Genomic DNA, 22358 nt, shown 5'->3' with positions numbered 1-22358 from the left:
TTGTCCTCTTACTTGGCGGCGCGGGCCTCGGCCGGCAGCCACTCGAAGGAGGCGGCGGCGTCGGCGGCCTTGTACTCCAGGCCGACAAAGCCCTGGTAGCCGGCCTTCTTGAGCTGGTCGAGGAGGTCCTCGAGGGGCAGCTCACCCGTGCCCGGGGCACCCCGGCCCGGCTTGTCCGCGATCTGGACGTGGCCGGTCTTGGCGGCGTACTTTTCGATGACCTCGGAGAGGTCCTCATCGTTCATCGCCAGGTGGTACAGGTCGAGCAGGAACTTGGCGTTCCCCAGACCGGTCGCCTCGTTCACCTTGTCCACGACCTCGATCGCGGACGGGGCGCTCACCAGGGGGTAGAGCGGCGACTCGGGCTTGTTGAGGGTCTCGATCAGGAGGATCGCACCCACGCGGTCGGCGGCCTGTGCCGCGACGACCAGGTTCTTCAGGGCCAGCTCGTCCTGGACGGCCGGGTCCACGCCTTCGACGCGGTTGCCGTACAGGGCGTTGAGCGCCTTGCAGCCCACCGAGGCGGCGAAGTCCGCCGCCACGTTGATGTTGGCGTTGAAGCGGTCCGACTCCTCACCGGGGACCGATACCGCGCCGCGGTCCGGGCCCGGCAGCCGGCCGGCGTAGAAGTTCAGGCCCACCAGCTGGGTGCCGGCGTCCTCAAGGGCTTTCTTGAGGGCGTCGAGCTCCTCCTGAGCGGGGGTGGGGGTCTCGATCCAGGGCCACCACAGCTCGACCGCGGTGAAGCCCGCCGCGGCCGCGGCCGCAGGGCGCTCCAGGAGCGGGAGTTCCGTGAAGAGGATCGACAGGTTCACATCGAAGCGCTGGTCCGAGTATCCCATGAGGGGTGTGCGCTCCTTCCGTATTGCGGAAGTTATTTTCTGCTTGATGGAAGACTGCAAGCCGAGCGGCGCACTTGTCAAGTGCGGACTCCCGAAATCTGCCGACCGCCGGGTAGCTTGACGGCGTGCGATTGAGAGTTGAGTTCACGACCGAGCCCTTCGATCTCGAAGAGGCCCCCGCCCATGCCGTGGCAGCCCGCGAGATCATCCAGAAGGCCCAGCTGGACGCGGTGGACGTCGGCCCGTTCGGCAACACCGCGGAAGGTGAGTCCGACCGGGTGCTGACCGCCGTGGCCGCGCTGCTGCGCGATTCGCTGGAGGCCGGCGCGACGCGTGTCTCGCTCCAGGTCAATGTGATCGGGGAGGACACCGCATGACCGAGCCCCGCGACCACCCCTTCGTCACCGCGGTCAAGCCGCTGGTCGACGCGATGGGCGGCGAGATGATGGATCCCGCCCTGGCGCAGCCCGACGACGTCGTGCTCGCCTGGGAGGGTCAGGACCTGCTGGCCGTGCGCCTGCCCCAGCTGTCCGACTCGCTGGACCACATCCTCGCGGCGCTGGAGCGCCGGCACGGCGTACCGCTGGCACAGCTCGACCGGAAGGCCAAGCAGGACGTGGTGCGCATACTGGAGGCGCGGGGCGCCTTCTCCGTGCGGCACGGCGTGGAGACGGTCGCGGGCGCCCTCGGGGTGAGCCGCTTCACGGTGTACAACTACCTGAACCGGGACGCCGCCTCCCAGACGAGGCCCGGCAAGCCAGCCAAGAGTGAGGGCTGATTCACCCCCGGTGACGAGCCGCCGCCCGATTCACCCGGGCGGCGGCTTTTGTGTACGGGAAGTTTCAACAAAGTGTTGACGCCGTGTGGCCGAGGGCGTTAGCTATGCGCAGCCCGTCAAAGCAACAACAGGCCACGGAGGCCTACCGTGACTTCGAGTCCGACCCCGGGTCTCACCCGGTTCAACGCCTTGGACGACAGCGCGGCCACGGCCGAGCTGCACGAGGTGTGCGCCAGCGCCGCGTGGGGGAGCAAGATGCTCGCCCAGCGCCCCTTCGCCACCGCCGAAGCCCTCTTCGCCGCGAACGAGACCGCCATGGCGGAGCTCACCGCGCAGGACCTGGGCGAGGCGATGGGAGGCCACGCGCCGATCGGCCGCCCGAAGCCGGGAGACCCGACCTCCGCCCGCGAGCAGCGCGGCATGGCCGGTGCCTCGGAGGAGCTCAAGAACGAGCTCCTCGAACTGAACCTGGCGTACCAGGAGAAGTTCGGCCACGTCTTCCTCATCTGTGCCACCGGTGCGACCGGTGAGTTCATGCGGGACGCGGTCAAGGTCCGGATCGACAATTCGCCGGAGCAGGAGCGGGAGATCGCCCGCGGCGAACTGGTGAAGATCAACCGGATCCGCCTGACCCGACTCGTCGAACTCGCAGAAGGAGAGTGACCATGAGCACCGAGACCACCGCGTCGGTGTCCACCCACATCCTGGACACCAGCATCGGCCGCCCCGCCGAGGGCGTCGCCATCTCCCTGTCGGCCCGCGCGGGCCTGGACGGCGAGTGGGCGGCCCTGGGCGGCAGCGCCACCGACGCCGACGGGCGCTGCAAGGACCTGCCGGCCCTGCCGGAGGGCACCACACACGTGCGTCTCGACTTCGAGACCGAGACGTACTTTTCGAAGAAGCAAGCCGAGGCGCAGCAGGACGCCCCCCGCGTAAGGGACAGCGGTGCGTTCTTCCCCGAGGTAACGATCACCTTCGCGGTGAACCCGGGCGAGCACTACCACGTACCGCTGCTGCTCAACCCGTTCGGCTACTCCGTTTACCGAGGGAGCTAGCATGGCCACGATTCTGGGCCAGAACCAGTACGGCAAGGCAGAGAACCGCGTCGTCAAGATCACGCGGGACGGCGACACCCACCACATCAAGGACCTGAACGTCTCGGTCGCCCTCTCCGGCGACATGGACGACGTCCACTACTCCGGCTCGAACGCCAACGTCCTTCCGACGGACACCACCAAGAACACGGTGTACGCGTTCGCCAAGGAGTACGGCATCGAATCCGCCGAGCAGTTCGGCATCCACCTGGCCCGCTGGTTCGTGAACAGCCAGGAGCCGATCCAGCGCGCGCGCATCCGGATCGAGGAGTACGCCTGGGACCGGATCGCCACCTCGGACGCCAACTCCAAGTTCATCGGCTCCGACGAGGTGAACCACTCCTTCGTCCGCAAGGGCATGGAGACCCGCGTCACCCAGATCACCTACGACGGCCAGAACTGGGAGGTCGTCTCCGGCCTCAAGGACCTGATCGTCATGAACTCCACGAACTCGGAGTTCTGGGGTTACGTGAAGGACAAGTACACGACCCTGCAGGAGGCGTACGACCGCATCCTGGCCACCCAGGTGTCGGGCCGCTGGCGCTTCAACTGGACCGACGACGAGCAGCGGATGCCCAACTGGGAGAAGTCCTACGCCGAGACCAAGAAGCACATGCTCCAGGCCTTCGCGGAGACCTACTCCCTGTCGCTGCAGCAGACCCTGTACCAGATGGGTTCGCGCATCATCAACCACCGTTCGGAGATCGACGAGGTCCGCTTCTCGCTCCCGAACAAGCACCACTTCCTCGTCGACCTGGAGCCCTTCGGCCTCAAGAACGACAACGAGGTCTACTTCGCCGCGGACCGCCCGTACGGTCTGATCGAGGCGACGGTCCTCCGCGACGGCGCCGACGCCCGTATCCCCGTGGACATGACCAACCTCTAAAGCACGGCGCGCGCGTCCCGGGGCTCCGCAGTGGCCCCGGGGCGCGACACCCCCCAGCTTCCTGAATCGGCACCCGGACGCAACACACGGGGCGGCAGTACTGTCAGCTGTCAAGGCCCCCGGCTCCGGCACTCAAATCCCCTGGGTTTTGCCGTGCCCGCACCGCCACTGAAAGCACGAGGAAGTCCCATGGCAGCATCGGCAGCCCTTGACGGCGCAGTAGAGCGCATCGTCATCGAGAACTGTGCGATCGCGACCGTCGACGCGAACGACACCGAGTACGCCTCGGGTCACATCGTCATCGCCGGCAACAAGATCGAGTCCATCGGCGCGGGCAAAGCCCCCGAGAACCTCGAGAACGTCGTCCGCCGCATCGACGGCACCGGGCACCTCGTGACTCCCGGTCTGGTCAACACGCACCACCACTTCTACCAGTGGATCACGCGCGGCCTGGCCACCGACCACAACCTCTTCAACTGGCTCGTCGCGCTGTACCCGACGTGGGCGCGCATCGACGAGCAGATGGCGTACTCCGCGGCCCAGGGCTCCCTGGCCGCGATGGCCCGCGGCGGTGTCACCACCGCGATGGACCACCACTACGTCTACCCCAGGAACTCCGGCGACCTCTCCGGCGCGATCATCCGCGCCGCGTCCGAGATGGGCGTCCGCTTCACCCTCGCCCGCGGCTCCATGGACCGCAGCGAGAAGGACGGCGGCCTGCCCCCGGACCACGCCGTCGAGACCCTCGAGGGCGCCCTGGCCGACACCGAGGCGACCGTCAAGAAGTACCACGACGCCTCCTTCGACGCGATGACGCAGGTCGCCGTCGCCCCGTGCTCCCCCTTCTCGGTCTCCACCGAGCTGCTGAAGCAGGGCGCCGAGCTGGCCCGCCGCCTCGGTGTGCGCATGCACACCCACGGCAGCGAGACGGTCGAGGAGGAGAAGTTCTGCCACGAGCTCTTCGGCATGGGCCCGACCGACTACTTCGAGTCGACCGGCTGGCTCGGCGAGGACGTGTGGATGGCGCACAGCGTCCACATGAACGACTCCGACATCGCCGCCTTCGCCCGTACCAAGACCGGTGTGGCGCACTGCCCCTCCTCCAACGCCCGGCTGGCCGCCGGCATCGCCCGGGTGCCCGACATGCTGAAGGCGGGTGTCCCGGTCGGCCTCGGCGTCGACGGCACCGCCTCCAACGAGTCCGGTGAGCTGCACACCGAGCTGCGCAACGCGCTGCTGATCAACCGCCTGAACCCGGTCCACCGCGAGGCCGCGCTCAACGCCCGCCAGTCGCTGCGACTCGGCACCTACGGCGGCGCCCAGGTCCTCGGCCGTGCCGACAACATCGGCTCGCTCGAGGTCGGCAAGTGCGCCGACCTGGTGCTGTGGAACCTGAGCACCTTCCTGCACTCCTCGATCGCCGACCCGGTCACCGCGCTGGTCTTCGGTGCGGCGGCCCCGGTGACGGCCTCGTTCGTCAACGGCAAGCAGATCGTGGAGAACAACCGGCTGCTCTTCGCCGACGAGGACGCGATCGCCGTGTCCACGCGGGAAGAGGCCCAGCGCCTCGCGCGCATCACCGCGCAGGGCTGATCCGCCCAGCGACCGCTGGGGGGAACCCCAGGAGTCCGGCCGGGGGGGACGGCCCCCGGCCGGCGGCCGCGGACCCGAGCGGGGTCCGCGGCAGCCGCACCCGGGAGCGCCCGAGGACAGATCCGAGGGCGCCCCCGGGGACGGTGACCCGCTCCTCGGGGAGCGGGCACGCGTGACAACCCCACCGCAGCGCACGTCCCGTGCCACTGCCACGGCACCCCCAGCCCCGAACGGGCCCGGAGCCACTGCGCGGAGCCGATGTCGGGCGAATCGATTCCGCACCCCTTGGGACCAGAAACAGCACCACCACAACTCCATACAGGCTCGACTAGCACCGCTTTCGCACCACCTCCATGACACCCACGTCCCTGCCGACGTGTCTAACCGACCGGAGGAAGCCGTGGCCCCAACGCCCAGGTTTCGCAAAGATGCAGTCGTAGTACCGGAGGAGAAGCACCCGGTCGACGAGACCTTGCCTCCGCTGAAGATGTTCACCAGCGGCCTCCAGCACGTGGCCGCCATGTACGCGGGTGTCGTCGCCCCGCCCATGATCGTCGGACCGGCGGTCGGCCTCTCCGCCACCGAGACCGCCTTCCTGATGGGCGCCTCGCTCTTCACCGCAGGGCTCGCCACCCTCCTCCAGACCCTCGGGTTCTGGAAGATCGGCGCCAAACTCCCCTTCGTCAACGGCGTTTCCTTCGCCGGTGTCACCCCGATGATCGCCATCGGCAAGGGCGAGGGGGCGGACGCCGTCCCCGTCATCTTCGGCGCGATCATCGTCGCCGGACTGGTCGGCTTCCTCGCCGCCCCCTACTTCGGCAAGCTCGTCCGCTTCTTCCCGCCCGTCGTCACCGGCACCGTCATCACCCTGATCGGCGTGTCACTGCTCCCGGTGGCGTTCAACTGGTCGCAGGGCGGGAACCGCACCGCCGCCGACTACGGCTCGATGAAGAACATCGGCATGGCCGCCCTCACCCTGGCGATCGTCCTGGTGATGCGCAAGTTCCTGCGCGGCTTCCTCCAGCAGATATCCATCCTGCTCGGCCTCGTCGCCGGCACACTGATCGCCATCCCGCTGGGGATGACCGGCTTCGACGCCGTGCGGAACGCCTCCGTCGTCGGCTTCCCGACCCCCTTCCACTTCGGCGCCCCGCAGTTCCAGGTCGCCGCCATCATCTCGATGTGCATCGTCATGCTGGTCTGCATGACCGAGTCCACCGCCGACATCCTCGCCCTCGGCAAGATCGTCGGACGGCCCGCGGACGCGAAGACCATCGAGGGCGGACTGCGCGCCGACACCCTCGGCAGCGCGCTCAGCCCGCTGTTCAACGGCTTCATGTGCAGTGCCTTCGCCCAGAACATCGGACTCGTCGCGATGACCAAGGTGCGCAGCCGCTTCGTCGTCGCCGCGGGCGGCGGCATCCTGATCCTGCTCGGCCTCTGTCCCATGGCGGCCTCCGTGATCGGCGTGGTCCCGCTGCCCGTCCTCGGCGGCGCGGGCGTCGTCCTCTTCGGCTCGGTCGCGGCCAGCGGCATCCAGACCCTGGCGGGCGCGGCCATGGAGAAGGGCGAGAACGCCCTGATCGTCGCCGCCTCGGTGGGCATCGGCCTGATCCCGATCGCCGCGCCCGGGTTCTACCACGCCTTCCCGAAGGACCTGCTGGTCGTCCTCGACTCCGGCATCAGCACCGGCTGCGTGGTGGCCATCCTGCTCAACCTGGCCTTCAACCACCTCGGGGTGAAGCGGAACTCCGCGGCGGCGGACGCCGCGGCGGAACCGGCCTTCGTCCACTGAGCCCCGCGGCCCGGCCCGCCGGACGGGACCCGCGCCGCGCGCGGCGGCGCGTACGCCACCCACTGCGGGCGTGGCGTACGCGCCGCCGCGCGCTGCCGCCGCGTGACGCGGGCCCGGGCGGGCGCGCCGTCACGCGCCGGCGGCCGCAGGCACGCGCCGCCCTACGCGGACCCGTGCGGCGGGGCCTCCTCCCGGGGTGCCGGCGCCGCGTCCTGCCAGATGTCCGGCCGGACCGTCCGGACCCGCCGGCCCGTCCGGTCCAGTTCCTGCGCCTCCGACTTGCGCACGTGCAGGGCCACCATCGTGTCGGCGACGCGCATCCCCGGCAGTCGCCGCGTCAGGTCGGCGGTGTAGCGGGACAGTTCCTCGATGGTGCGCAGCCGGACGCCGATCATGAAGTTCCACGGGCCGCTGACGGACATGCAGGTCCGGGTCTCGCGCAGCCCCGCGGCGACCGCCGCGCAGTCGGCCACCTCGTGCTCGGGCACCTCCGCCCACACCGTCGCCGCCACCGGCCAGCCGGTCAGTCCGGAGGCCAGTGCGCAGCTGTAGCGCAGGCTCTGCCCCGCCTCCAGCCGGCCCAGGCGGCGCCGTACGGTCGACTCGCTCATCCCCGACTCCCGGGCCAGCGAGGCCACGCTGCGCCGCGCGTCCGAGGCAAGCGCCAGCACCAGCGGCCGGTCCTCCTCGGGCATCGGGGCGACGGGCGCGGGCGGGGTCGCGGCCACTTTGCGGCGTCCGCGCCCGGTCAGCAGGTCGGCCTGCGCCGGCGTCAGCTGGTCCAGGCGCCAGCGGTCGGGGGAGGAGTGCACCGCCGTGACCATCGAGGACCGGGTGCCGACCACCCCCGGAATCCGCTGCACGCGGAAGGAGAGGTACTGGTACAGCACGTGCAGGTTCGGCACGGCCACGAAGACCAGCAGGTCGCGGCCGCCCGTGGTGTGCTCCACGCCCATGGTGTGGGGATCGCCGGTCAGGGCCGCGCCCACCGCTGGTGACGTGCCCGCCGCGCACGTCACCTCGACCCACGCCATGCAGGGCGCCTGGGCGCCCGTGCGCAGCCCGATGCCCGAGACCCAGGCCTCCCCGGCGGTGGTCAGCCGCTCCCAGCGGCGGGCGAGGGTCTCGGGACGCGCCCCGAGCACCTGTGCCAGGCGCTCCCAGCTCGCGCGCGGAGCAAGCTGGAGTGCGTGGACGAGCGCACGGTCGGTGTCGTCGATGGCGGAAATGGCCGAGTTCATACCTTCCCCTGGCGGTTCTCCCGGCCCCCGGCCGGTCAACCCTACTTTCGGCTGATCATCTCTCCTCATGGCCCCGACCACGGCAGGAGGCGGTGGTGCGTGCCTCGACCAGAGCAGGAGGAGGAGGAGCGTGCGGGACCTCGGCCCGGGCCTGCGCCACACGGTGCCGGCCGAACCGTCCGGCTTCGTGGGACGGGAGCGCGAACTCGCCCGCGCCACCGCCCTGCTCGCCGAGGAACGCCTGGTCAGCATGGTCGGACCAGCGGGAATGGGCAAGACGCGGCTGGCCGTGAGGACGGTGCGCGCCCTCGGCCGCAGCCAGGGCGCCGACGTGCTGTGGGCCGGCCTGGCCGACCTGCCCGGGCCCCTCGGGAGCGGGGACGGGCTGGTGCCGGAGCTGGGCCGGCGGCTCGCCGGCCGGCACGCCCTGCTGGTGCTGGACGGCTGCGAACACCTCGGCGAGCGCGCCGGGACCCTGGTGGCGGACGTGCTGGAGCGACTGCCCGGGGTACGAATTCTGGCCACTTCGCAGCGGGCTCTCGGGATCGCGGGCGGCGCGCAGCTCACCCTCGGACCGCTCGCCCTGCCGCCGGAACCGCGGGACCGGGCCGGCGGGCCTTCCGCCGCCGAGGTCGCCGGATACGCCGCCGTACGGCTCTACGTGGAGCGGGTGCGCGGAGCCGACCCCTCCTTCGCCCTCACCGACCACAACGCCGGCGCCGTCGCCGCCCTGTGCCGCGCCCTCGACGGGATCCCCGGCGCGCTGGAGCTGGCGGCCGGACGCGCCGACCGGTGCGCCCCGGCCGAGGCCCTGCGCCGGCTGACCGCCGACCCGCTCGGCTTCTTCGCGCAGGGGGCGGGCCGGGCCGACGGGGCCGGCGTCCTGTGCGCCCACCGGGCGGCCCCGCCCGGGGAGCGCCTGCTGTGGGCTCGGCTCTCCGTCTTCGCGGGCTCCTTCGACGAGGCCGCCGTCGCGCAGGTGTGCGGCTTCGGCGCACTCGGCCCGGAGGCCGCCGCCGCGACCCTGCGGCGGATCGCCCCCGCCCTGCTCGCCGAGCCGGGGGAGCGGGGCCGCTACCGGCTGCCCGCCTCCGTACGGGCCCACGAGGCCCGGCGCCTCGCGCACGAACCCGGCGGTGACGCGGTGCGGGCCGTCCGCCGCCACCACGAGCGGTGCCGCGCCGTCGCCGAGCGGGCCTCCCGGCTGTGGCGGTCGGGGGCGCAGCCCGAGGCGCGCGCCCTGGCCCTGCGGGAGCTGCCCGACCTGCGCCTGGCGATGGACCCGGACTCCGCGGGCGGCCCGGCGGCGGCGCTGGAGGTCGCCGTGTCGCTGTGGTTCCTCTGGGCGGCCTGCGGGATGGACGAGGAGGGGCGCCGGCACCTGGCGCGGGCCCTCGCCCCGCACCCGGCGCCGCGGCCGGCTCGCGCGCTCTGGCTCGCGGCCTGGCTGGAGACCGCCTTCGGCGGGGCGGAAGCCGCTGCTCCGCTGCTCGTCGAGGCGTGGAAGGCGGCCGTACTGGAGGGGGAGGACGCGGCCCTGGCCTACCTCGCGCACGCCCGGGGCACTGCGGCCCTGTGGAACGACCGGCCCGCCGAGGCCGCCGACGAGTACCGTGACGCCCTCGAACTACTTCCGCAGGAGCCGGAGTTCGGGCCCGGACGGGAGCCGCTGCGGGCCGCCCTCGCGATGGCGCTCGCGCACACCGGCCCGGCGTCCGCGGCCCTGGAGGACGCCGGGCGGGACGGGGGGCCGGGCGACGCACCGCCGGCCGGGCCGGGCGCCGCGCAGGGGAGCCCCGCCGACCTGTGGGCCCGGGCCTGGTCCTGGTACGCCCGCGCCGTCGTGCACCGCCGCGCGGGCCGCCCCGCGTCGGCCCGCACCCGGCTGGTGCGCGCCCTGGAGATCCAGCTGGCCCTCGGCGACCGGCTCGGACAGGCCCTCTCGGCGGAGCTGCTGGCCGAACTGGAGGCCGGCCTCGGCCACTACGAGGAGTCCGCGCGGCTGCTCGGCGCGGTCTCCCGCGACCGCCCGCCCGCCGCCCGTCCCCCGCGCGCCGAGCGGATCCTGCGCGTCCGGATGTCTCCGGAGGCTTTCCGGGCGGCGCACGCCGAAGGCACCCGGACCGCACTGGGGGAGCTCCTGCCGGAACTCTGAGCCGCGGGTCACCGGCTGGGGCGGGTGGTGCCCCCGGGCCCGGAGTTCCCGCGCCGAACCGGCGTACCGCGTCGAGGACGCGGAAAGACATCGCATGAGCGCGCTCGCCCCACCCCTCTGACCGGACAGGTGGTACAGCGATGTCCGAAACCCCGCAGCTGTGGATGCGCAGCGAGACCCGCCCCACCGAACGGCGTGCACCGCTGACCCCCGACGACGCCGCCCGGCTCGTCGGGCAGGGCGTACGGATCACCGTGGAGGACTCCGGCCACCGGGTCTTCCCGCTCGACGCGTACGAGGCCGTCGGGTGCCGCACCGCGCCCGCCGGCTCCTGGTCGCGGGCCGCGCCCGGACCGGCGTACGTCCTCGGCCTGAAGGAACTCCCGCCGACACCCGAGCGTTTGCACCATCGGCACGTCTACTTCGGGCACGCCTACAAGGGCCAGGCGCAGGCCCCCGAGCTGCTGCGCCGGTTCGCGGCGGGCGGCGGGACCCTGCTCGACCTGGAGTACCTCGCCGACGCGCAGGGCCGCAGGCTGGCCGCCTTCGGCTACTGGGCGGGGTACGCGGGCGCGGCCCTGGCCGCGCTGCACGCCCGCGGCGCCCTCACGGCTCCGCTGGTCCCGCTGCCCCGGCCGGAGCTGGACGCCCGCCTGCGCGCCGCGGCCGCCCCCGACGGGTTACGGGCCCTGGTCATCGGCGCGGGCGGCCGCAGCGGGCGCGGTGCCTGCGACGCCCTCACCACCGCCGGGATCCGGGTCACCCGCTGGGACCGCGCCGCGACCCGCAGCCTGGACCGCGCCGCGCTCCTCGGCCACGACATCCTCGTCAACGCGGTGCTCACCACCCGGCCCGTACCGCCCTTCCTGACCCCGGCCGACCTGGAGACCGCGCCCCGCCGGCTCTCGGTGATCGCCGACATCACCTGCGACACCGGATCGGAGCTGCACCTGCTCCCCGTCTACGACCGCCTGACCGACTGGACCGTCCCCGCCCGGCGGCTCCTCGGCGGGACCCCGCCGCTGGACGTGATCGCCATCGACAACCTCCCGTCCCTCCTCCCGGCCGAGGCGGCCCGTGCCTTCTCGGCGGACCTCCTCCCCAAGCTCCTCGCCCTGCACGCCCCGTCCCCGGACCCGGACTGGCTCCGCTGCCGCGCGGCCTTCACCACGGCCCTGGCAGGCCTCACCGGCCCGGACGACCGGGCGGCGTAGCCGGGCTCACGGCGCAGGTCCGGCTCCCACAGCATCAGGTCGCAGGGACGCGGACGCGCGGGGCGGGCTGCCGTGGAGCCGGTCCACGGCAGCCCGCCCCGCGGTCCTCGTCCGTTCTACGGAGCGGCCGTCAGGAACATGCCGGTGTGGTCACCGCCGGCGGTGTTCTTGCAGCTGGAGGCCGAGCCCGCGGGCTGGGCCACGGCCAGGGCGAGGCAGCGGCCGACGGCCAGCTGCCCGAAGTAGTTCGGGTGCATGGACTCCTGGACCAGGCCCTGGGTCTCGTTGTTGTCGATCCAGCGCGCCCATTCGCTCGTCGCCGCCGAGGCGGGGACGGCGGAGGTGACCTGCTTGCTGGCCTTCGCGCACACCTCACGGCCCTGGAGCATGTCGCGCAGGTCCAGGAACTGCACGCCCTTGGCCGCCGCGACGCCCTTGATGCGGTTGGCGATCTGCGGGACCAGGGAGTCCCGGGCCCAGTCGGAGTCCCGGTTCCAGAAGGGGCAGCCGCCGGTGTTGAGGCGGCTCCAGTCGCTCTGGGTGTACCGGTTCTCGGCCCCCCGCGGGATCGGCGACGGGTAGGACTGCAGCACGACGCGGTACGCCGAGTCCGCGTACCCGGCCTGGCGCATCACCGCCCGGATCTCGTCGACCGACTTGCCGACGCCGGCCATGACCGCGTCGATCTTCTGGTCGACGCCGGCCTGCTGGTCGTCGTAGCAGTACGAGTTCCACAGGACGAAGTCGTACGCGCAGTCCTTGATGATGTCGGCGAAGCCGAGGTCGTTCCCGCCGATGGACAGCGCGATGACCTTCACGTTGCGGCTCGCGGCCACCGCCGCCAGCTGGTCGGCCTGCGGTGCCTCGCCCTTGTACGCCACGCCCCCGTTGGAGGCGCGGAAGACGTTCTGCGACGTCGCCCCGGAGCAGGCCAGGTTCACCGCCGTCTCGGCGACGGCCCCGGCGCTGAGCACCTCGGCCGAGTCCGAGCGGTGGCAGCCGCCCGCGGTGGCGCCGTACACCTTGGCGGGATCGTAGGAACTGCCGCTGAGCCACGCCCGGTCGGTGCCGTTCCTGCTGCCGCTGTTGGTCAGGCTGTTGCCCTTCCAGCGCCCGGCCTCGCCGGAGATGTAGCTGTCGCCCATGGACACCACCGCGGTGGGCCCCGTCCCGGGACCGGCCACCGCCGTCCCGGCCCCGCCGGCGAGCAGCGCGGCGGCGAGCGGGAGGACCAATCCGGCGCCGGCCAGTCGTCGCACACGACGTGGGACGGCCCGGCCCTTGCCGGCCTTTCGGAATCCGATCACTGCGGAACTCCTGCGGTCGGCCACGCCGAAGTCGGCACAACTTCGGTGCGTGGCTTGGAAAGTGGGGGTACCGCCGGCGCCGGTGGCATCGGAAAGGTGGCACGCGCCCGCTTGTTACCGCTAGGTACAGTCGGATTACGATGCCGTAACGCCCGACCGGTCGGTCGGGTGTCAAGGCCGGATCAGGTCAGGGCGGCAGGGACGGGCGACGCCGTCCCGCTTCGCACGTGCTCACGCCCCGTGCGGAAACGGCTCCGCCCCCGGCGCCTCGGGGGCGGCGGGGGCGGAGTCGGTGCTCGGCTGCTGTGCGATTCAGCCGAAGGGGGTGGTGGGAGGTCAGCCGACCAGCTGGTCGTACGCGGGCAGGGTGAGGAAGTCCGCGTAGTCGGCGTCCAGGGAGACCTGGAGCAGGAGGTCGTGGGCCTGCTGCCACTTCCCGGCCGCGAAGGCCTCGTCGCCGACCTCGGCGCGGATCGCCTCGAGCTCTTCGGCGGCGATCTTGCGGGTCAGTTCGGCGGTGGCGCGCTCGCCGTTCTCGAAGACGACTCCGGCGTTGATCCACTGCCAGATCTGGGACCGCGAGATCTCCGCCGTGGCGGCGTCCTCCATGAGGCCGAAGATGCCGACGGCGCCCAGGCCGCGCAGCCAGGCCTCGATGTAGCGGGTGCCGACCTGGACCGCGTTGCGCAGGCCCTCGTAGGTGGGCCGGGCGTCCAGCGAGTCGATCGCGATCAGGTCGCCGGGGGCCACCGAGACGTCCTCGCGGAGGCGGTCCTTCTGGTTCGGCTTCTCGCCGAGCACCGCGTCGAAGGAGGCCATGGCGATCGGGACCAGGTCGGGGTGGGCGACCCAGGAGCCGTCGAAGCCGTCGTTCGCCTCGCGGTCCTTGTCGGCCTTGACCTTCTCGAACGCGACCCGGTTGGCCTCGGCGTCCTTGCGGGACGGGATGAAGGCCGCCATGCCGCCGATGGCGTGCGCGCCGCGCTTGTGGCAGGTGCGGACGAGCAGTTCGGTGTACGCGCGCATGAAGGGGGCCGTCATCGTCACCGCGTTGCGGTCCGGCAGGACGAACTTCTCGCCGCCGTCACGGAAGTTCTTGACGATGGAGAACAGGTAGTCCCAGCGGCCCGCGTTCAGCCCGGCCGCGTGGTCCTTGAGCTCGAAGAGGATCTCTTCCATCTCGTAGGCCGCGGTGATGGTCTCGATGAGGACGGTCGCGCGGACCGTTCCCTGCGGGATGCCGACGTAGTCCTGGGCGAAGACGAAGATGTCGTTCCAGAGGCGCGCCTCCAGGTGCGACTCCGTCTTCGGGAGGTAGAAGTACGGGCCCTTGCCGAGGTCGATCAGGCGCTGGGCGTTGTGGAAGAAGTAGAGGCCGAAGTCCACGAGGGAGCCGGAGGCCGGGCCGCCCTCGAAGCGGAGGTGGCGCTCCTCCAGGTGCCAGCCGCGCGGGCGCATGACGACGGTCGCGAGCTGGTCGGCGGCCTTGAGGGCGTACGCCTTGCCGGTGCGCGCGTCGGTGAAGTCGATGCGGCGCTCGTAGGCGTCGATGAGGTTGAGCTGGCCGAGGACGACGTTCTCCCAGGTGGGAGCCGAGGCGTCCTCGAAGTCGGCGAGCCAGACCTTGGCGCCCGAGTTGAGGGCGTTGATGGTCATCTTGCGGTCGGTCGGACCGGTGATCTCCACACGGCGGTCGTTCAGGGCGGCCGGGGCCGGCGCGACCTTCCAGTCGCCCTCGCGGACCTGTGCGGTGTCCGGGAGGAAGTCGAGCGTGGAGGTGCGGGCGATCTCGGCGCGCCGCTCGCCGCGTCGGGCGAGGAGCTCCGCGCGGCGGGGGGCGAACCGCCGGTGGAGCTCGGCCACGAAGGCGAGGGCCGCTTCGGTGAGGACTTCGTCCTGCCGGGGCAGGGGCTCGGCGTCGACGATGGCCAGCGGGGACGGCGCTGGTGCGGACATATCTGTCACTCCTTCAGCGGCGGTGCCTGGCGGCCGCGGGGAATGCTCGCGCGAGACGGCACGCAGTGCCGTCGGGTGTGGAGAGTTCCGGGTAACGGTCGCGGGCGCCGTCTGGGGGTTCAGGGCGCTTCTGACCAGTGGATAGTAATTTCCTCATGGTGGAAGTTCAATGGTTTGTTGATGTCGAGATTCTCTGAGTCGACAGATTCCGCTTGCCGGTGGCCCTCAGTGCCATCGCGGTCACGCCCCGCTCAGTCCAGACGGGCCAGGTCCGGCGGGGTGTCGATGTCGTACGCGGCCGCGACGTCCCCGCACTCCACCAGCATGACGTCGGCGGCGTGGTTCTTCAGGTGGACACGCGCACCCTGGTCGCCGGTCGCGGTCGCCGCGATGTCCGCCCAGTGGTCCGCGCCGAACAGCACCGGATGCCCGCGCTCCCCGTCGTACGCCGCCGCCACCAGGCTCGCCGGGGAGCGGTACGCCCGCCTCACCCGGGCCACCGCCGCCGGCCCGATGCCCGGCTGGTCCACCAGCGACACCAGGGCCGCGCCGACCCCCGTACCGGCCAGGGAGGCGAGGCCCACCCGCAGGGAGGAGCCCATGCCCTCGGCCCAGTCCGGGTTGTCCACGACCACGCAGCCCGCCAGGTCGGCGCGCTCGCGCACCTCGGCGGCCGAGGCCCCGAGCACCACGTGCACGGGGCCGCAGCCGGCCTCGCGCAGCACGCGGACGGCGTTCTCCACCAGCGGGCGGCCGCGGTAGGGGAGCAGGGCCTTGGGTCGCCCGCCGAGCCGGCGGCCGCCGCCGGCGGCCAGGAGCAGGCCGGCGACCACGGGCGGGGCCTCGCCGGAGGTCACAGGGGCAGCGCGGTGGTCGGGTTCGGGGACGTGTTCGACTGCTGACATGACAGCGATTCTCGCCGCCGTTTCCCCCGAACGGGTGGGAGCTCCGTCAGCAGCCGCCGTACGGAGGCCAGCGCGGCCCCGAACCGCAGGGGCTCGCAGATCCGGTTCTCGGCTGCGGCCAGCAGGGCCCGCTCGTCGCGGTCGGTGAACACATCGTGAGACTCGTACGGCACGGCGGAGGACTCCTTGCCAATCGGGGGCCAATACCGCGAGTCTGGACCCTGATTGGCCTGGCAGGCAGAGCCAATCAGGGGAGGTTGGCATGGCAAACGGGCGAGTGGTCCATACGGCGGACAGGACGATGGGGAGCCGGCAGCTCGCGGCCCTGCTCCCGCCCGAGGTGCTGGCCCGCCCCGGCTACCGGGCCCTCGCCGAAGCCGTGCGCACCCTGATCCTCGACGGCCGCATCGCCCTGCACGTCCGGCTGCCCGCCGAGCGCGAGCTCGCCGAGGCCGTCGGAGCCAGCCGCGCCACCGTCACCGGCGCCTACGACCTCCTGCGCGAAGCCGGCTACGTCCGCAGCCGGCGCGGCTCCGGCACCTGGACCGAACTCCCCGACGGGCACGGCCCCGTCGGCGCCCACAACCTCCTCGGGGCGGGCGGCTACAGCGCCGACGGCGAGCCCGGCATCGACCTCGCCATCGCCGCGATGGGAGCCCCGGCCGACGCCCTCGCCGAAGCCCTCGCCTGGGCCGCTCCACGGCTGCCCGGGCTCGCGCGCACCCCCGGCTACCACCCCTTCGGGCTGCCCGAGCTGCGCGCCGCCGTCGCGGACCGCTTCACCCGGCGCGGGCTGCCCACCCGCCCCGAGCAGATCCTGGTCACCGCCGGCGCCCAGCAGGCCTTCGCCCTGGTCGTCAGCCTGCTGTGCCGCCCCGGCGACCGGGTCGTCACCGAGAACCCCACGTACGCCAACGCCCTCGACGCCCTGCGCCACGCCCGGCTGCGCACCGGGTCCATCGCCGTCTCCGACGACGGCTGGGACATGGAGATCGCCGAGTCCACGCTGCGCCAGACCGTGCCGCGGCTCGCGTACGTGATCCCGGACTTCCAGAACCCGACCGGCGCCCTGATGCCGGAGGAACAGCGGCTGCGGCTGCTCGCGGCGACCCGGGCCACCGGTACCTGGCTGGTGGCCGACGAGACCATCGCCGACATCGCGTTGGACGTGCCGGCCCCCGCACCGCTGGCCTCGCTCGCCCCGAAGGCCGGCGCCGACCACGTGATCACCATCGGCTCCCTCAGCAAGACGCACTGGGGCGGCCTCCGGGTGGGCTGGGTCCGGGCCACCGCCAAGCTGATCGCCGAGCTGACCGCCGTACGGGTCTCCGCGGACATGACCGGTTCCGTGCTCGACCAGGTGGTGGCCCTCCCGCTGATGGAGGGCCTGGACCGGTCCCTGCCCGGGCGCCTCGACCAGCTGCGCACCCGGCGGGCGGCCCTGGTGTCCGCCCTCCAGCGGCACACGCCCGAGTGGAGCTGGCGGCTGCCGCCGGGCGGGCTCTCCCTCTGGGTCGACCTGGGCGAACCGGTCAGCTCGGCCCTCGCCGAACGGGCGGCCGCCGCCGGAGTGCACATCGGCCGCGGGGCCCGCTTCGGAGTCGACCCGGGCACTTTCGAGCACCGCCTGCGGATCCCGTACACCCTGCCCGCCGACCGCCTGGAGGAAGCCGTACGCCGTCTCGCGGCGGCCTTCCACGACGGCGTGCCCCTGGCTCCCGGGGTGGAGCGGCCCTACTGGGTGGCGTAACCGTACGGCCGCCCGCCCCGCGCGGGCGGCCGCTGCCCCTACGGCGTCCGGATCAGGCGGCGGGTGGCGGCCGCGGCGACGGCGGAGGTGCGCGAGTCGACGCCGAGCTTGGCGTAGACGTGCACCAGGTGGGACTTGACCGTGGCCTGGCTGAGGAAGAGCCGCTTGGAGATCTGCTGGTTCGACAGCCCGTCCGCGACCAGCTGGAGCACTTCCAGCTCCCGCTTCGTCAGCGCCTCCGCCGGAGTGCGCATCCGGTCCATCAGCCGCAGCGCCACCGCCGGGGCCAGCGCCGACTGGCCCGCGGCGGCCGTGCGGACCGCCGCCGCCAGCTCCTCCGGCGGGGCGTCCTTCAGCAGGTAGCCCGAGGCACCCGCCTCCACCGCCGCCAGGATGTCGGCGTCCGTGTCGTAGGTGGTCAGGACCAGCACCCGGGGCGCGCCCGGGCGGGCCGTGATCGCCGCCGTGGCCGCCGAGCCGTGCATGCCGGTCCCGAACTGGAGGTCCATCAGGACGACGTCCACCGCTTCGGCGGCGGCCAGTTCCACCGCCCGCTCCGCCGTCGCCGCCTCCGCGACCACCGCGAAGTCCGGCTCGGTGTCGAGCACCGCGCGCAGTCCGGCCCGGACCACGGGGTGGTCGTCGGCGAGCAGGAGCCGGATGGTCATGGTCGGGCCTCCACGGGCAGCGGCAGGGTGACGGCCACGGCGGTGCCCTGGCCCGGGTCGGACTCCACGGTGAACAGCCCGCCCAGCGACTCGGCCCGCGCGCGCATCGCGGGCAGGCCGAAGCCGCCCTCGCCCGGGGCGGCGCCGGAGGGGACGAAGCCCCGGCCGTCGTCGACCACGTCCAGGGTGACCGAGTCGTCCATGAAGGTCAGGGTGATCTCCGCCCGGCCGGCCCGCGCGTGCCGCACCACGTTGGCCAGCGCCGACTGGGCGATCCGCAGCAGGGCCACCTCGTACGGGGTGGGCAGCACCCGGAGGGTGCCGCTGACGGAGAACCGCACCCGCGGGCCCGGGATCCCCGAGCACAGCCGCTCCAGCGCTCCGGCCAGCGAACCGTGCTCCAGGTCCGGGGGCGTCAGGGCCCGTACGAAACGGCGTGCCTCGGCGAGGTTCTCCTGCGCGGCCTCCCGGGCCCGGGCGATGTGTCCGGCGGCCGGCGCGTCCTCGGGCAGCGTCCGCTCGGCGGCCCGCAGCAGCAGCTGGATGGAGGACAGGCCCTGCGCCAGGGTGTCGTGGATCTCCCGTGCCAGCCGCTCCCGTTCGGCGAGGATCCCCGCCCCCCGCTCGGCCGCGGCCAGCTCGGCCCGGGTGGCGATGAGCTCCTCGATCAGCTCGCGCCGGCGTTCGCTCTCCCGGTACAGCGCCTTGTATCCGAGCACCGTGGCGACGGCCACCGCCCCGCCCAGCACCGGCCCGAGGAAGGCGCCCGGGCTGACGGAGCCGCTGTGCGCGAGGCCGCCGTGTCCGAGGGAGGCGCCGATCGCCGCGCAGGCGGTCGCGGCGACGGCCGCCACGCCCCAGCGCAGCCGCAGCAGGTGCAGCTCCAGGAAGTACAGCGGGAAGGCGATCCACAGCCCGTCGGGGGAGACGGTGAGCAGCGCGGCCCACACCGCGCCCACCCCGGCCAGCCACAGTCCGGCGGCCCGGGCCGAGCGCCGCACCGCGGGGGCGCGTACGCCCGCCGCGTACACGGCGGCCAGCAGGGCGCAGAGGCCGTACACCCAGCCGGCGCGGGGCGCGGGGCCGGCGGCGGCCCGGGCTGCGGCCAGCGCGAGCAGCCCGAACAGCAGCGCGTGCAGGCACAGCCCCAGCACGCGCGAGACGGGGGTCAGGGCGCGGGACGGGCGGGGGCGGGGAGGCGGAGCGGCAGACATCGTCCGACCAGCGTAAGCGGGCCGCCCGGGACCCCGGTCAATCGAAAGTTCGATGTCCGCGTGCCACCTTCGACAGCAGGATGTCTACCGTGGCGCGACGCCCCGGGCCCGCCTCCGAGACCAAGGTGGGGGACATGTTCGTCGCATGGAGAGATCTACGGTTCGCCAAGGGCCGCTTCGCCCTCATGGGCTCGGTCGTCCTACTGATCACGCTGCTGGTCGGCCTGTTGTCCGGGCTCACCTCCGGACTGGCCCGGGAGAACGTCTCGGCCGTCACCGGGCTGCCCGCCTCACGGCTGGCCTTCGCGGCGCCCGCCGGGGACCAGGAGGTCTCCTTCACCCAGTCCCAGCTGCCGGAGCGCGCGTGGCGGGCCTGGCGCGAGCGGCCCGGGGTCGTGCTGGCCCAGCCGCTCGGCATCCGCACCACCAACGCCGTCTCGGGGCAGCGCACCGCCGCCGTCTCCGTCTTCGGCGTCGAGGCGGCCGGCCGGCTCGCACCCGCCGGGGCGGGCCTCGCCCGGGGGAGGGTCGTCCTCACCGAGAAGGCGGCGCGGGAGCTGGGCGGCCTCACCGCCGGGGCCAAGGTCAGGATCGGTCCGCTGGAGACGACCGTCGCCGCCGTCTCGGGCACGGCCGCCTACAGCCACACCCCCGTCGTCTGGATGGAGCTGGCCGACTGGCAGCGCGTCGGCAATCCCGGCACGGCCGCGGACACCGTCGCCACCGTCATCGCCCTGGACGGCTCCGGGGACGCGGACTGGGCCGCCGGCGACCGCGCTGCGGGCACGCGGACCCGGACCGTGGACGAGGCCCTGGGCGCCATAGGGTCCTACCAGGCCGAGAACGGCTCGCTCCAGCTGATGCGCGGCTTCCTCTTCGCCATCTCCGCCCTGGTCATAGGGGCGTTCTTCACGGTCTGGACGATCCAGCGCAGCGGTGACATCGCGGTGCTGAAGGCCCTGGGGGCCTCCACCCCGTACCTGCTGAAGGACGCCCTCGGCCAGGCCGTCGTGATGCTGGCCATCGGCGCCGGGGCCGGGACCGCACTCGCGGCCGGCGCCGGAGCCCTCATCAGCGGCGGCGACGTGCCCTTCGTCCTCGACGCCGCCACCGTGCTCGTCCCCGCCGCGATCATGATCGTCCTCGGGGTGCTGGGCGCGGCCCTGTCCATCCGGCGGATCACCGCCGTCGACCCGCTGACCGCCCTCGGGAGCGCCCGATGACCCTGCTCGTCCACGACGTCACCCTCACCTATCCCGACGGGGACGGCCGCCTCACCGCGCTGGACGCGGTGTCGCTGGAGGTGCCCGCGGGCTCCCTGACCGCGATCGTCGGGCCCTCCGGGTCGGGGAAGTCCAGCCTGCTGGCGGTGGCGGCCACCCTGGTCACCCCGGACTCCGGCCGGGTGGTGGTCGCCGGCCGGGACACCACCCGGCTGGGCCCCGCCGAGAAGTCGGCCCTGCGCCGGGAGGAGCTCGGCATCGTCTTCCAGCAGCCGAACCTGCCGGCCTCGCTGACCGCCGCCGAGCAGCTCCAGGTCATGGCGCACCTCTCGGGCCGCCCCTCCCGGCAGTCGCGCCGCCGCGCCCTGGAACTGCTGGCAGCGGTGGGCCTGGCCGACAAGGCCGACAAGCGCCCGCACCAGCTGTCGGGCGGCCAGCGCCAGCGCGTCAACATCGCCCGGGCCCTGATGAACGAGCCGGCCGTGCTGCTGGTCGACGAGCCCACCAGCGCCCTCGACCACGAGCGGGGCGCGGCGGTCCTCGACCTGCTGGTCACCCTCACCCGCGAGCGCTCCACGGCCACGGTGCTGGTCACTCACGACCGTGCCCACCTGGACCGGGTGGACCGTACGGCGACCATGGCCGACGGCCGCCTCACCTCCGGGCCGCGGCCCGCCGAACCCTCCTCCGCGTCCGTCCCGGCGGCCTGAGCGCGCGTACGCGCGTCCGCGGGCCCGCACACGCGAGAGCCCCGGCGCCCCCACAGGGGGAGGGGCGCCGGGGCTCTCGTACGCGCGTGCGCGCCTTAGGGGCCTACGCCGGGCTCTGGCTCTGCAGCGCGACCGACAGCTCGGCGGCCACGCCCTGGAGGATCGGCACGAAGGACTCGGCGACCGCCTGGGTCACCCGGCCGGCCGGGCCGGAGATGGAGATCGCGGCGGCGGTCGGCGAGTCGGGCACCGACACGGCGAGGCAGCGGACTCCTATCTCCTGCTCGTTGTCGTCGACCGCGTAGCCCACCTTGCGGACCTGCTCAAGGGCGTCCAGGAACCCCTCGGGCGTGGTGATGGTCTTCTCGGTCGCGGCGGGCATGCCGGTGCGCGCCAGGAGGGCGCGGACCTCGTCGGCGGGGGTGTGGGCGAGCAGCGCCTTGCCCACGCCGGTGGAGTGCGGCAGCACCCGGCGGCCGACCTCCGTGAACATGCGCATGGAGTGCTTGGACGGCACCTGGGCGACGTAGACGATCTCGTCGCCGTCGAGCAGGGCCATGTTCGCCGTCTCCCCGGTCTCCTCGACGAGGCGGGCCAGGTAGGGGCGGGCCCAGGTGCCCAGCAGCCGCGACGCGGACTCGCCGAGGCGGATGAGCCGGGGCCCGAGGGAGTAACGTCGGTTGGGCTGCTGGCGGACGTACCCGCACGCGACGAGGGTGCGCATCAGGCGGTGGATGGTCGGCAGCGGCAGGCCGCTGGCGGCCGAGAGTTCGCTGAGTCCGACCTCACCACCGGCATCGGCCATGCGTTCGAGCAGATCGAAGGCGCGCTCGAGGGACTGGACGCCACCGCCGCCGGCGGTGGGCTTGGCGGAAGCGTCGGTGGTGCTGGCGCTGGACGTCGGCACGGCGCGGTCCTTTCGGTGCTGGCAGGCAAGGAAGCAGCCTACCGGTCGGTCGGCGTCGGCCCTAGAGCCGGGGCCTCGCCGTCCTCGCCGGTCAGAGGTGGTTTGTCCGGGTGGTGGACG

21 protein-coding genes are annotated in these 22358 nt (G+C 73.1%); 12 read left to right on the top strand and 9 right to left on the bottom strand.

Annotated elements, in window-relative coordinates:
* Window positions 1-8: 8 nt before the first annotated feature.
* A complete protein-coding gene (locus ACZ501_RS26175; protein WP_361609214.1) occupies window positions 9-842 on the bottom strand; it encodes a TIM barrel protein in 834 nt (277 codons plus the stop codon).
* Window positions 843-967: 125 nt separating this feature from the next.
* Between ACZ501_RS26175 and ACZ501_RS26170 the strand changes: the two genes are divergently transcribed.
* The 7 genes from ACZ501_RS26170 to ACZ501_RS26140 all read left to right on the top strand — a co-directional run bounded on the left by ACZ501_RS26170 (window position 968) and on the right by ACZ501_RS26140 (window position 6988).
* A complete protein-coding gene (locus ACZ501_RS26170; protein ID WP_361609212.1) occupies window positions 968-1219 on the top strand; it encodes a thiamine-binding protein in 252 nt (83 codons plus the stop codon).
* Window positions 1216-1620 (top strand): helix-turn-helix domain-containing protein, encoded by a 405-nt coding sequence (locus ACZ501_RS26165; RefSeq protein ID WP_361609210.1) that lies wholly within the window; start codon window positions 1216-1218, stop codon window positions 1618-1620. Before ACZ501_RS26170 ends, ACZ501_RS26165 begins: the two co-directional genes overlap by 4 nt.
* 147 nt (window positions 1621-1767) lie before the next feature.
* Complete coding sequence (gene uraD / locus ACZ501_RS26160; RefSeq protein ID WP_468798553.1) at window positions 1768-2283, top strand: 2-oxo-4-hydroxy-4-carboxy-5-ureidoimidazoline decarboxylase; 516 nt, start codon at window positions 1768-1770, stop codon at window positions 2281-2283.
* A 2-nt stretch (window positions 2284-2285) separates the two neighbouring features.
* Window positions 2286-2675, top strand: a complete 390-nt coding sequence (gene uraH, locus ACZ501_RS26155; RefSeq protein WP_007267387.1) for a hydroxyisourate hydrolase — start codon at window positions 2286-2288, stop codon at window positions 2673-2675.
* A 1-nt stretch (window position 2676) separates the two neighbouring features.
* Window positions 2677-3600: a factor-independent urate hydroxylase gene (gene pucL, locus ACZ501_RS26150; RefSeq protein ID WP_361609206.1), complete on the top strand. Its 924-nt coding sequence runs from the start codon at window positions 2677-2679 to the stop codon at window positions 3598-3600.
* Between the two features lie 189 nt (window positions 3601-3789).
* Window positions 3790-5193, top strand: a complete 1404-nt coding sequence (locus tag ACZ501_RS26145; protein ID WP_361609204.1) for an 8-oxoguanine deaminase — start codon at window positions 3790-3792, stop codon at window positions 5191-5193.
* 400 nt (window positions 5194-5593) lie between these two features.
* Window positions 5594-6988 (top strand): nucleobase:cation symporter-2 family protein, encoded by a 1395-nt coding sequence (locus ACZ501_RS26140; RefSeq protein ID WP_468798550.1) that lies wholly within the window; start codon window positions 5594-5596, stop codon window positions 6986-6988.
* 161 nt (window positions 6989-7149) lie between these two features.
* On the opposite strand, the gene ACZ501_RS26135 is transcribed toward ACZ501_RS26140, so the two are convergent.
* Window positions 7150-8229, bottom strand: a complete 1080-nt coding sequence (locus ACZ501_RS26135) for an Lrp/AsnC family transcriptional regulator (protein WP_362466476.1) — start codon at window positions 8227-8229, stop codon at window positions 7150-7152.
* A gap of 130 nt (window positions 8230-8359) precedes the next feature.
* Between ACZ501_RS26135 and ACZ501_RS26130 the strand changes: the two genes are divergently transcribed.
* Both ACZ501_RS26130 and ACZ501_RS26125 read left to right on the top strand, forming a co-directional pair.
* A complete protein-coding gene (locus ACZ501_RS26130; protein ID WP_468798547.1) occupies window positions 8360-10384 on the top strand; it encodes an ATP-binding protein in 2025 nt (674 codons plus the stop codon).
* Window positions 10385-10524: 140 nt separating this feature from the next.
* The gene (locus ACZ501_RS26125) at window positions 10525-11598 is read left to right on the top strand and encodes a saccharopine dehydrogenase (protein ID WP_361608012.1); all 1074 of its coding nucleotides are present in this window, start codon (window positions 10525-10527) and stop codon (window positions 11596-11598) included.
* Window positions 11599-11714: 116 nt separating this feature from the next.
* Here ACZ501_RS26125 and ACZ501_RS26120 read toward each other — a convergent pair whose 3' ends face one another.
* The 4 genes from ACZ501_RS26120 to ACZ501_RS26105 form a co-directional block, all read right to left on the bottom strand.
* Window positions 11715-12905: a GDSL-type esterase/lipase family protein gene (locus ACZ501_RS26120; RefSeq protein WP_468798544.1), complete on the bottom strand. Its 1191-nt coding sequence runs from the start codon at window positions 12903-12905 to the stop codon at window positions 11715-11717.
* A gap of 336 nt (window positions 12906-13241) precedes the next feature.
* Window positions 13242-14861, bottom strand: coding sequence for a malate synthase A (aceB, locus tag ACZ501_RS26115; protein WP_362466225.1), 1620 nt, complete (start codon window positions 14859-14861; stop codon window positions 13242-13244).
* Window positions 14862-15112: 251 nt separating this feature from the next.
* The gene (locus ACZ501_RS26110) at window positions 15113-15766 is read right to left on the bottom strand and encodes a nucleotidyltransferase family protein (RefSeq protein WP_468798541.1); all 654 of its coding nucleotides are present in this window, start codon (window positions 15764-15766) and stop codon (window positions 15113-15115) included.
* Window positions 15715-15939, bottom strand: coding sequence for a hypothetical protein (locus ACZ501_RS26105; RefSeq protein ID WP_468798538.1), 225 nt, complete (start codon window positions 15937-15939; stop codon window positions 15715-15717). The genes ACZ501_RS26110 and ACZ501_RS26105 overlap by 52 nt, the downstream gene beginning before the upstream one ends.
* 89 nt (window positions 15940-16028) lie before the next feature.
* On the opposite strand from ACZ501_RS26105, the gene yczR reads away from it, so the two are divergent.
* Window positions 16029-17516, top strand: a complete 1488-nt coding sequence (gene yczR, locus ACZ501_RS26100; protein WP_361610470.1) for a MocR-like transcription factor YczR — start codon at window positions 16029-16031, stop codon at window positions 17514-17516.
* A gap of 38 nt (window positions 17517-17554) precedes the next feature.
* On the opposite strand, the gene ACZ501_RS26095 is transcribed toward yczR, so the two are convergent.
* Together ACZ501_RS26095 and ACZ501_RS26090 are read right to left on the bottom strand one after the other, a co-directional pair.
* Window positions 17555-18184, bottom strand: a complete 630-nt coding sequence (locus ACZ501_RS26095; RefSeq protein ID WP_468798535.1) for a response regulator — start codon at window positions 18182-18184, stop codon at window positions 17555-17557.
* The gene (locus ACZ501_RS26090) at window positions 18181-19398 is read right to left on the bottom strand and encodes a sensor histidine kinase (RefSeq protein WP_468798532.1); all 1218 of its coding nucleotides are present in this window, start codon (window positions 19396-19398) and stop codon (window positions 18181-18183) included. The genes ACZ501_RS26095 and ACZ501_RS26090 overlap by 4 nt, the downstream gene beginning before the upstream one ends.
* A gap of 134 nt (window positions 19399-19532) precedes the next feature.
* Here ACZ501_RS26090 and ACZ501_RS26085 point away from each other — a divergent pair, with 134 nt between their 5' ends.
* Window positions 19533-20621, top strand: coding sequence for an ABC transporter permease (locus ACZ501_RS26085; RefSeq protein WP_468798706.1), 1089 nt, complete (start codon window positions 19533-19535; stop codon window positions 20619-20621).
* On the top strand, window positions 20618-21331 hold the full coding sequence (locus tag ACZ501_RS26080) for an ABC transporter ATP-binding protein (protein ID WP_361610172.1): 714 nt from the start codon (window positions 20618-20620) through the stop codon (window positions 21329-21331). The genes ACZ501_RS26085 and ACZ501_RS26080 overlap by 4 nt, the downstream gene beginning before the upstream one ends.
* Window positions 21332-21434: 103 nt before the next feature.
* Here ACZ501_RS26080 and ACZ501_RS26075 read toward each other — a convergent pair whose 3' ends face one another.
* Window positions 21435-22238 (bottom strand): IclR family transcriptional regulator, encoded by an 804-nt coding sequence (locus tag ACZ501_RS26075; RefSeq protein WP_361610170.1) that lies wholly within the window; start codon window positions 22236-22238, stop codon window positions 21435-21437.
* Between the last annotated feature and the right edge of the window lie 120 nt (window positions 22239-22358).

The sequence above is a fragment of the Streptomyces sp. NPDC034085 genome, assembly GCF_055575555.1.
The sequence above is the reverse complement of the archived record's forward strand: the minus strand, read 5'-3'. Positions and strand labels throughout refer to the sequence as shown.

Bases quoted from the DNA above. Each gene is read 5' to 3' on its own strand.
- ACZ501_RS26175 (WP_361609214.1), bottom strand. From the start codon at position 842: ATGGGATACTCGGACCAGCGCTTCGATGTGAACCTGTCGATCCTCTTC.
- ACZ501_RS26165 (WP_361609210.1), top strand. From the start codon at position 1,216: ATGACCGAGCCCCGCGACCACCCCTTCGTCACCGCGGTCAAGCCGCTG.
- uraH (WP_007267387.1), top strand. From the start codon at position 2,286: ATGAGCACCGAGACCACCGCGTCGGTGTCCACCCACATCCTGGACACC.
- pucL (WP_361609206.1), top strand. From the start codon at position 2,677: ATGGCCACGATTCTGGGCCAGAACCAGTACGGCAAGGCAGAGAACCGC.
- ACZ501_RS26145 (WP_361609204.1), top strand. From the start codon at position 3,790: ATGGCAGCATCGGCAGCCCTTGACGGCGCAGTAGAGCGCATCGTCATC.
- ACZ501_RS26135 (WP_362466476.1), bottom strand. From the start codon at position 8,229: ATGAACTCGGCCATTTCCGCCATCGACGACACCGACCGTGCGCTCGTC.
- ACZ501_RS26125 (WP_361608012.1), top strand. From the start codon at position 10,525: ATGTCCGAAACCCCGCAGCTGTGGATGCGCAGCGAGACCCGCCCCACC.
- aceB (WP_362466225.1), bottom strand. From the start codon at position 14,861: ATGTCCGCACCAGCGCCGTCCCCGCTGGCCATCGTCGACGCCGAGCCC.
- ACZ501_RS26110 (WP_468798541.1), bottom strand. From the start codon at position 15,766: ATGTCAGCAGTCGAACACGTCCCCGAACCCGACCACCGCGCTGCCCCT.
- yczR (WP_361610470.1), top strand. From the start codon at position 16,029: ATGGCAAACGGGCGAGTGGTCCATACGGCGGACAGGACGATGGGGAGC.
- ACZ501_RS26095 (WP_468798535.1), bottom strand. From the start codon at position 18,184: ATGACCATCCGGCTCCTGCTCGCCGACGACCACCCCGTGGTCCGGGCC.
- ACZ501_RS26090 (WP_468798532.1), bottom strand. From the start codon at position 19,398: ATGTCTGCCGCTCCGCCTCCCCGCCCCCGCCCGTCCCGCGCCCTGACC.
- ACZ501_RS26085 (WP_468798706.1), top strand. From the start codon at position 19,533: ATGTTCGTCGCATGGAGAGATCTACGGTTCGCCAAGGGCCGCTTCGCC.
- ACZ501_RS26080 (WP_361610172.1), top strand. From the start codon at position 20,618: ATGACCCTGCTCGTCCACGACGTCACCCTCACCTATCCCGACGGGGAC.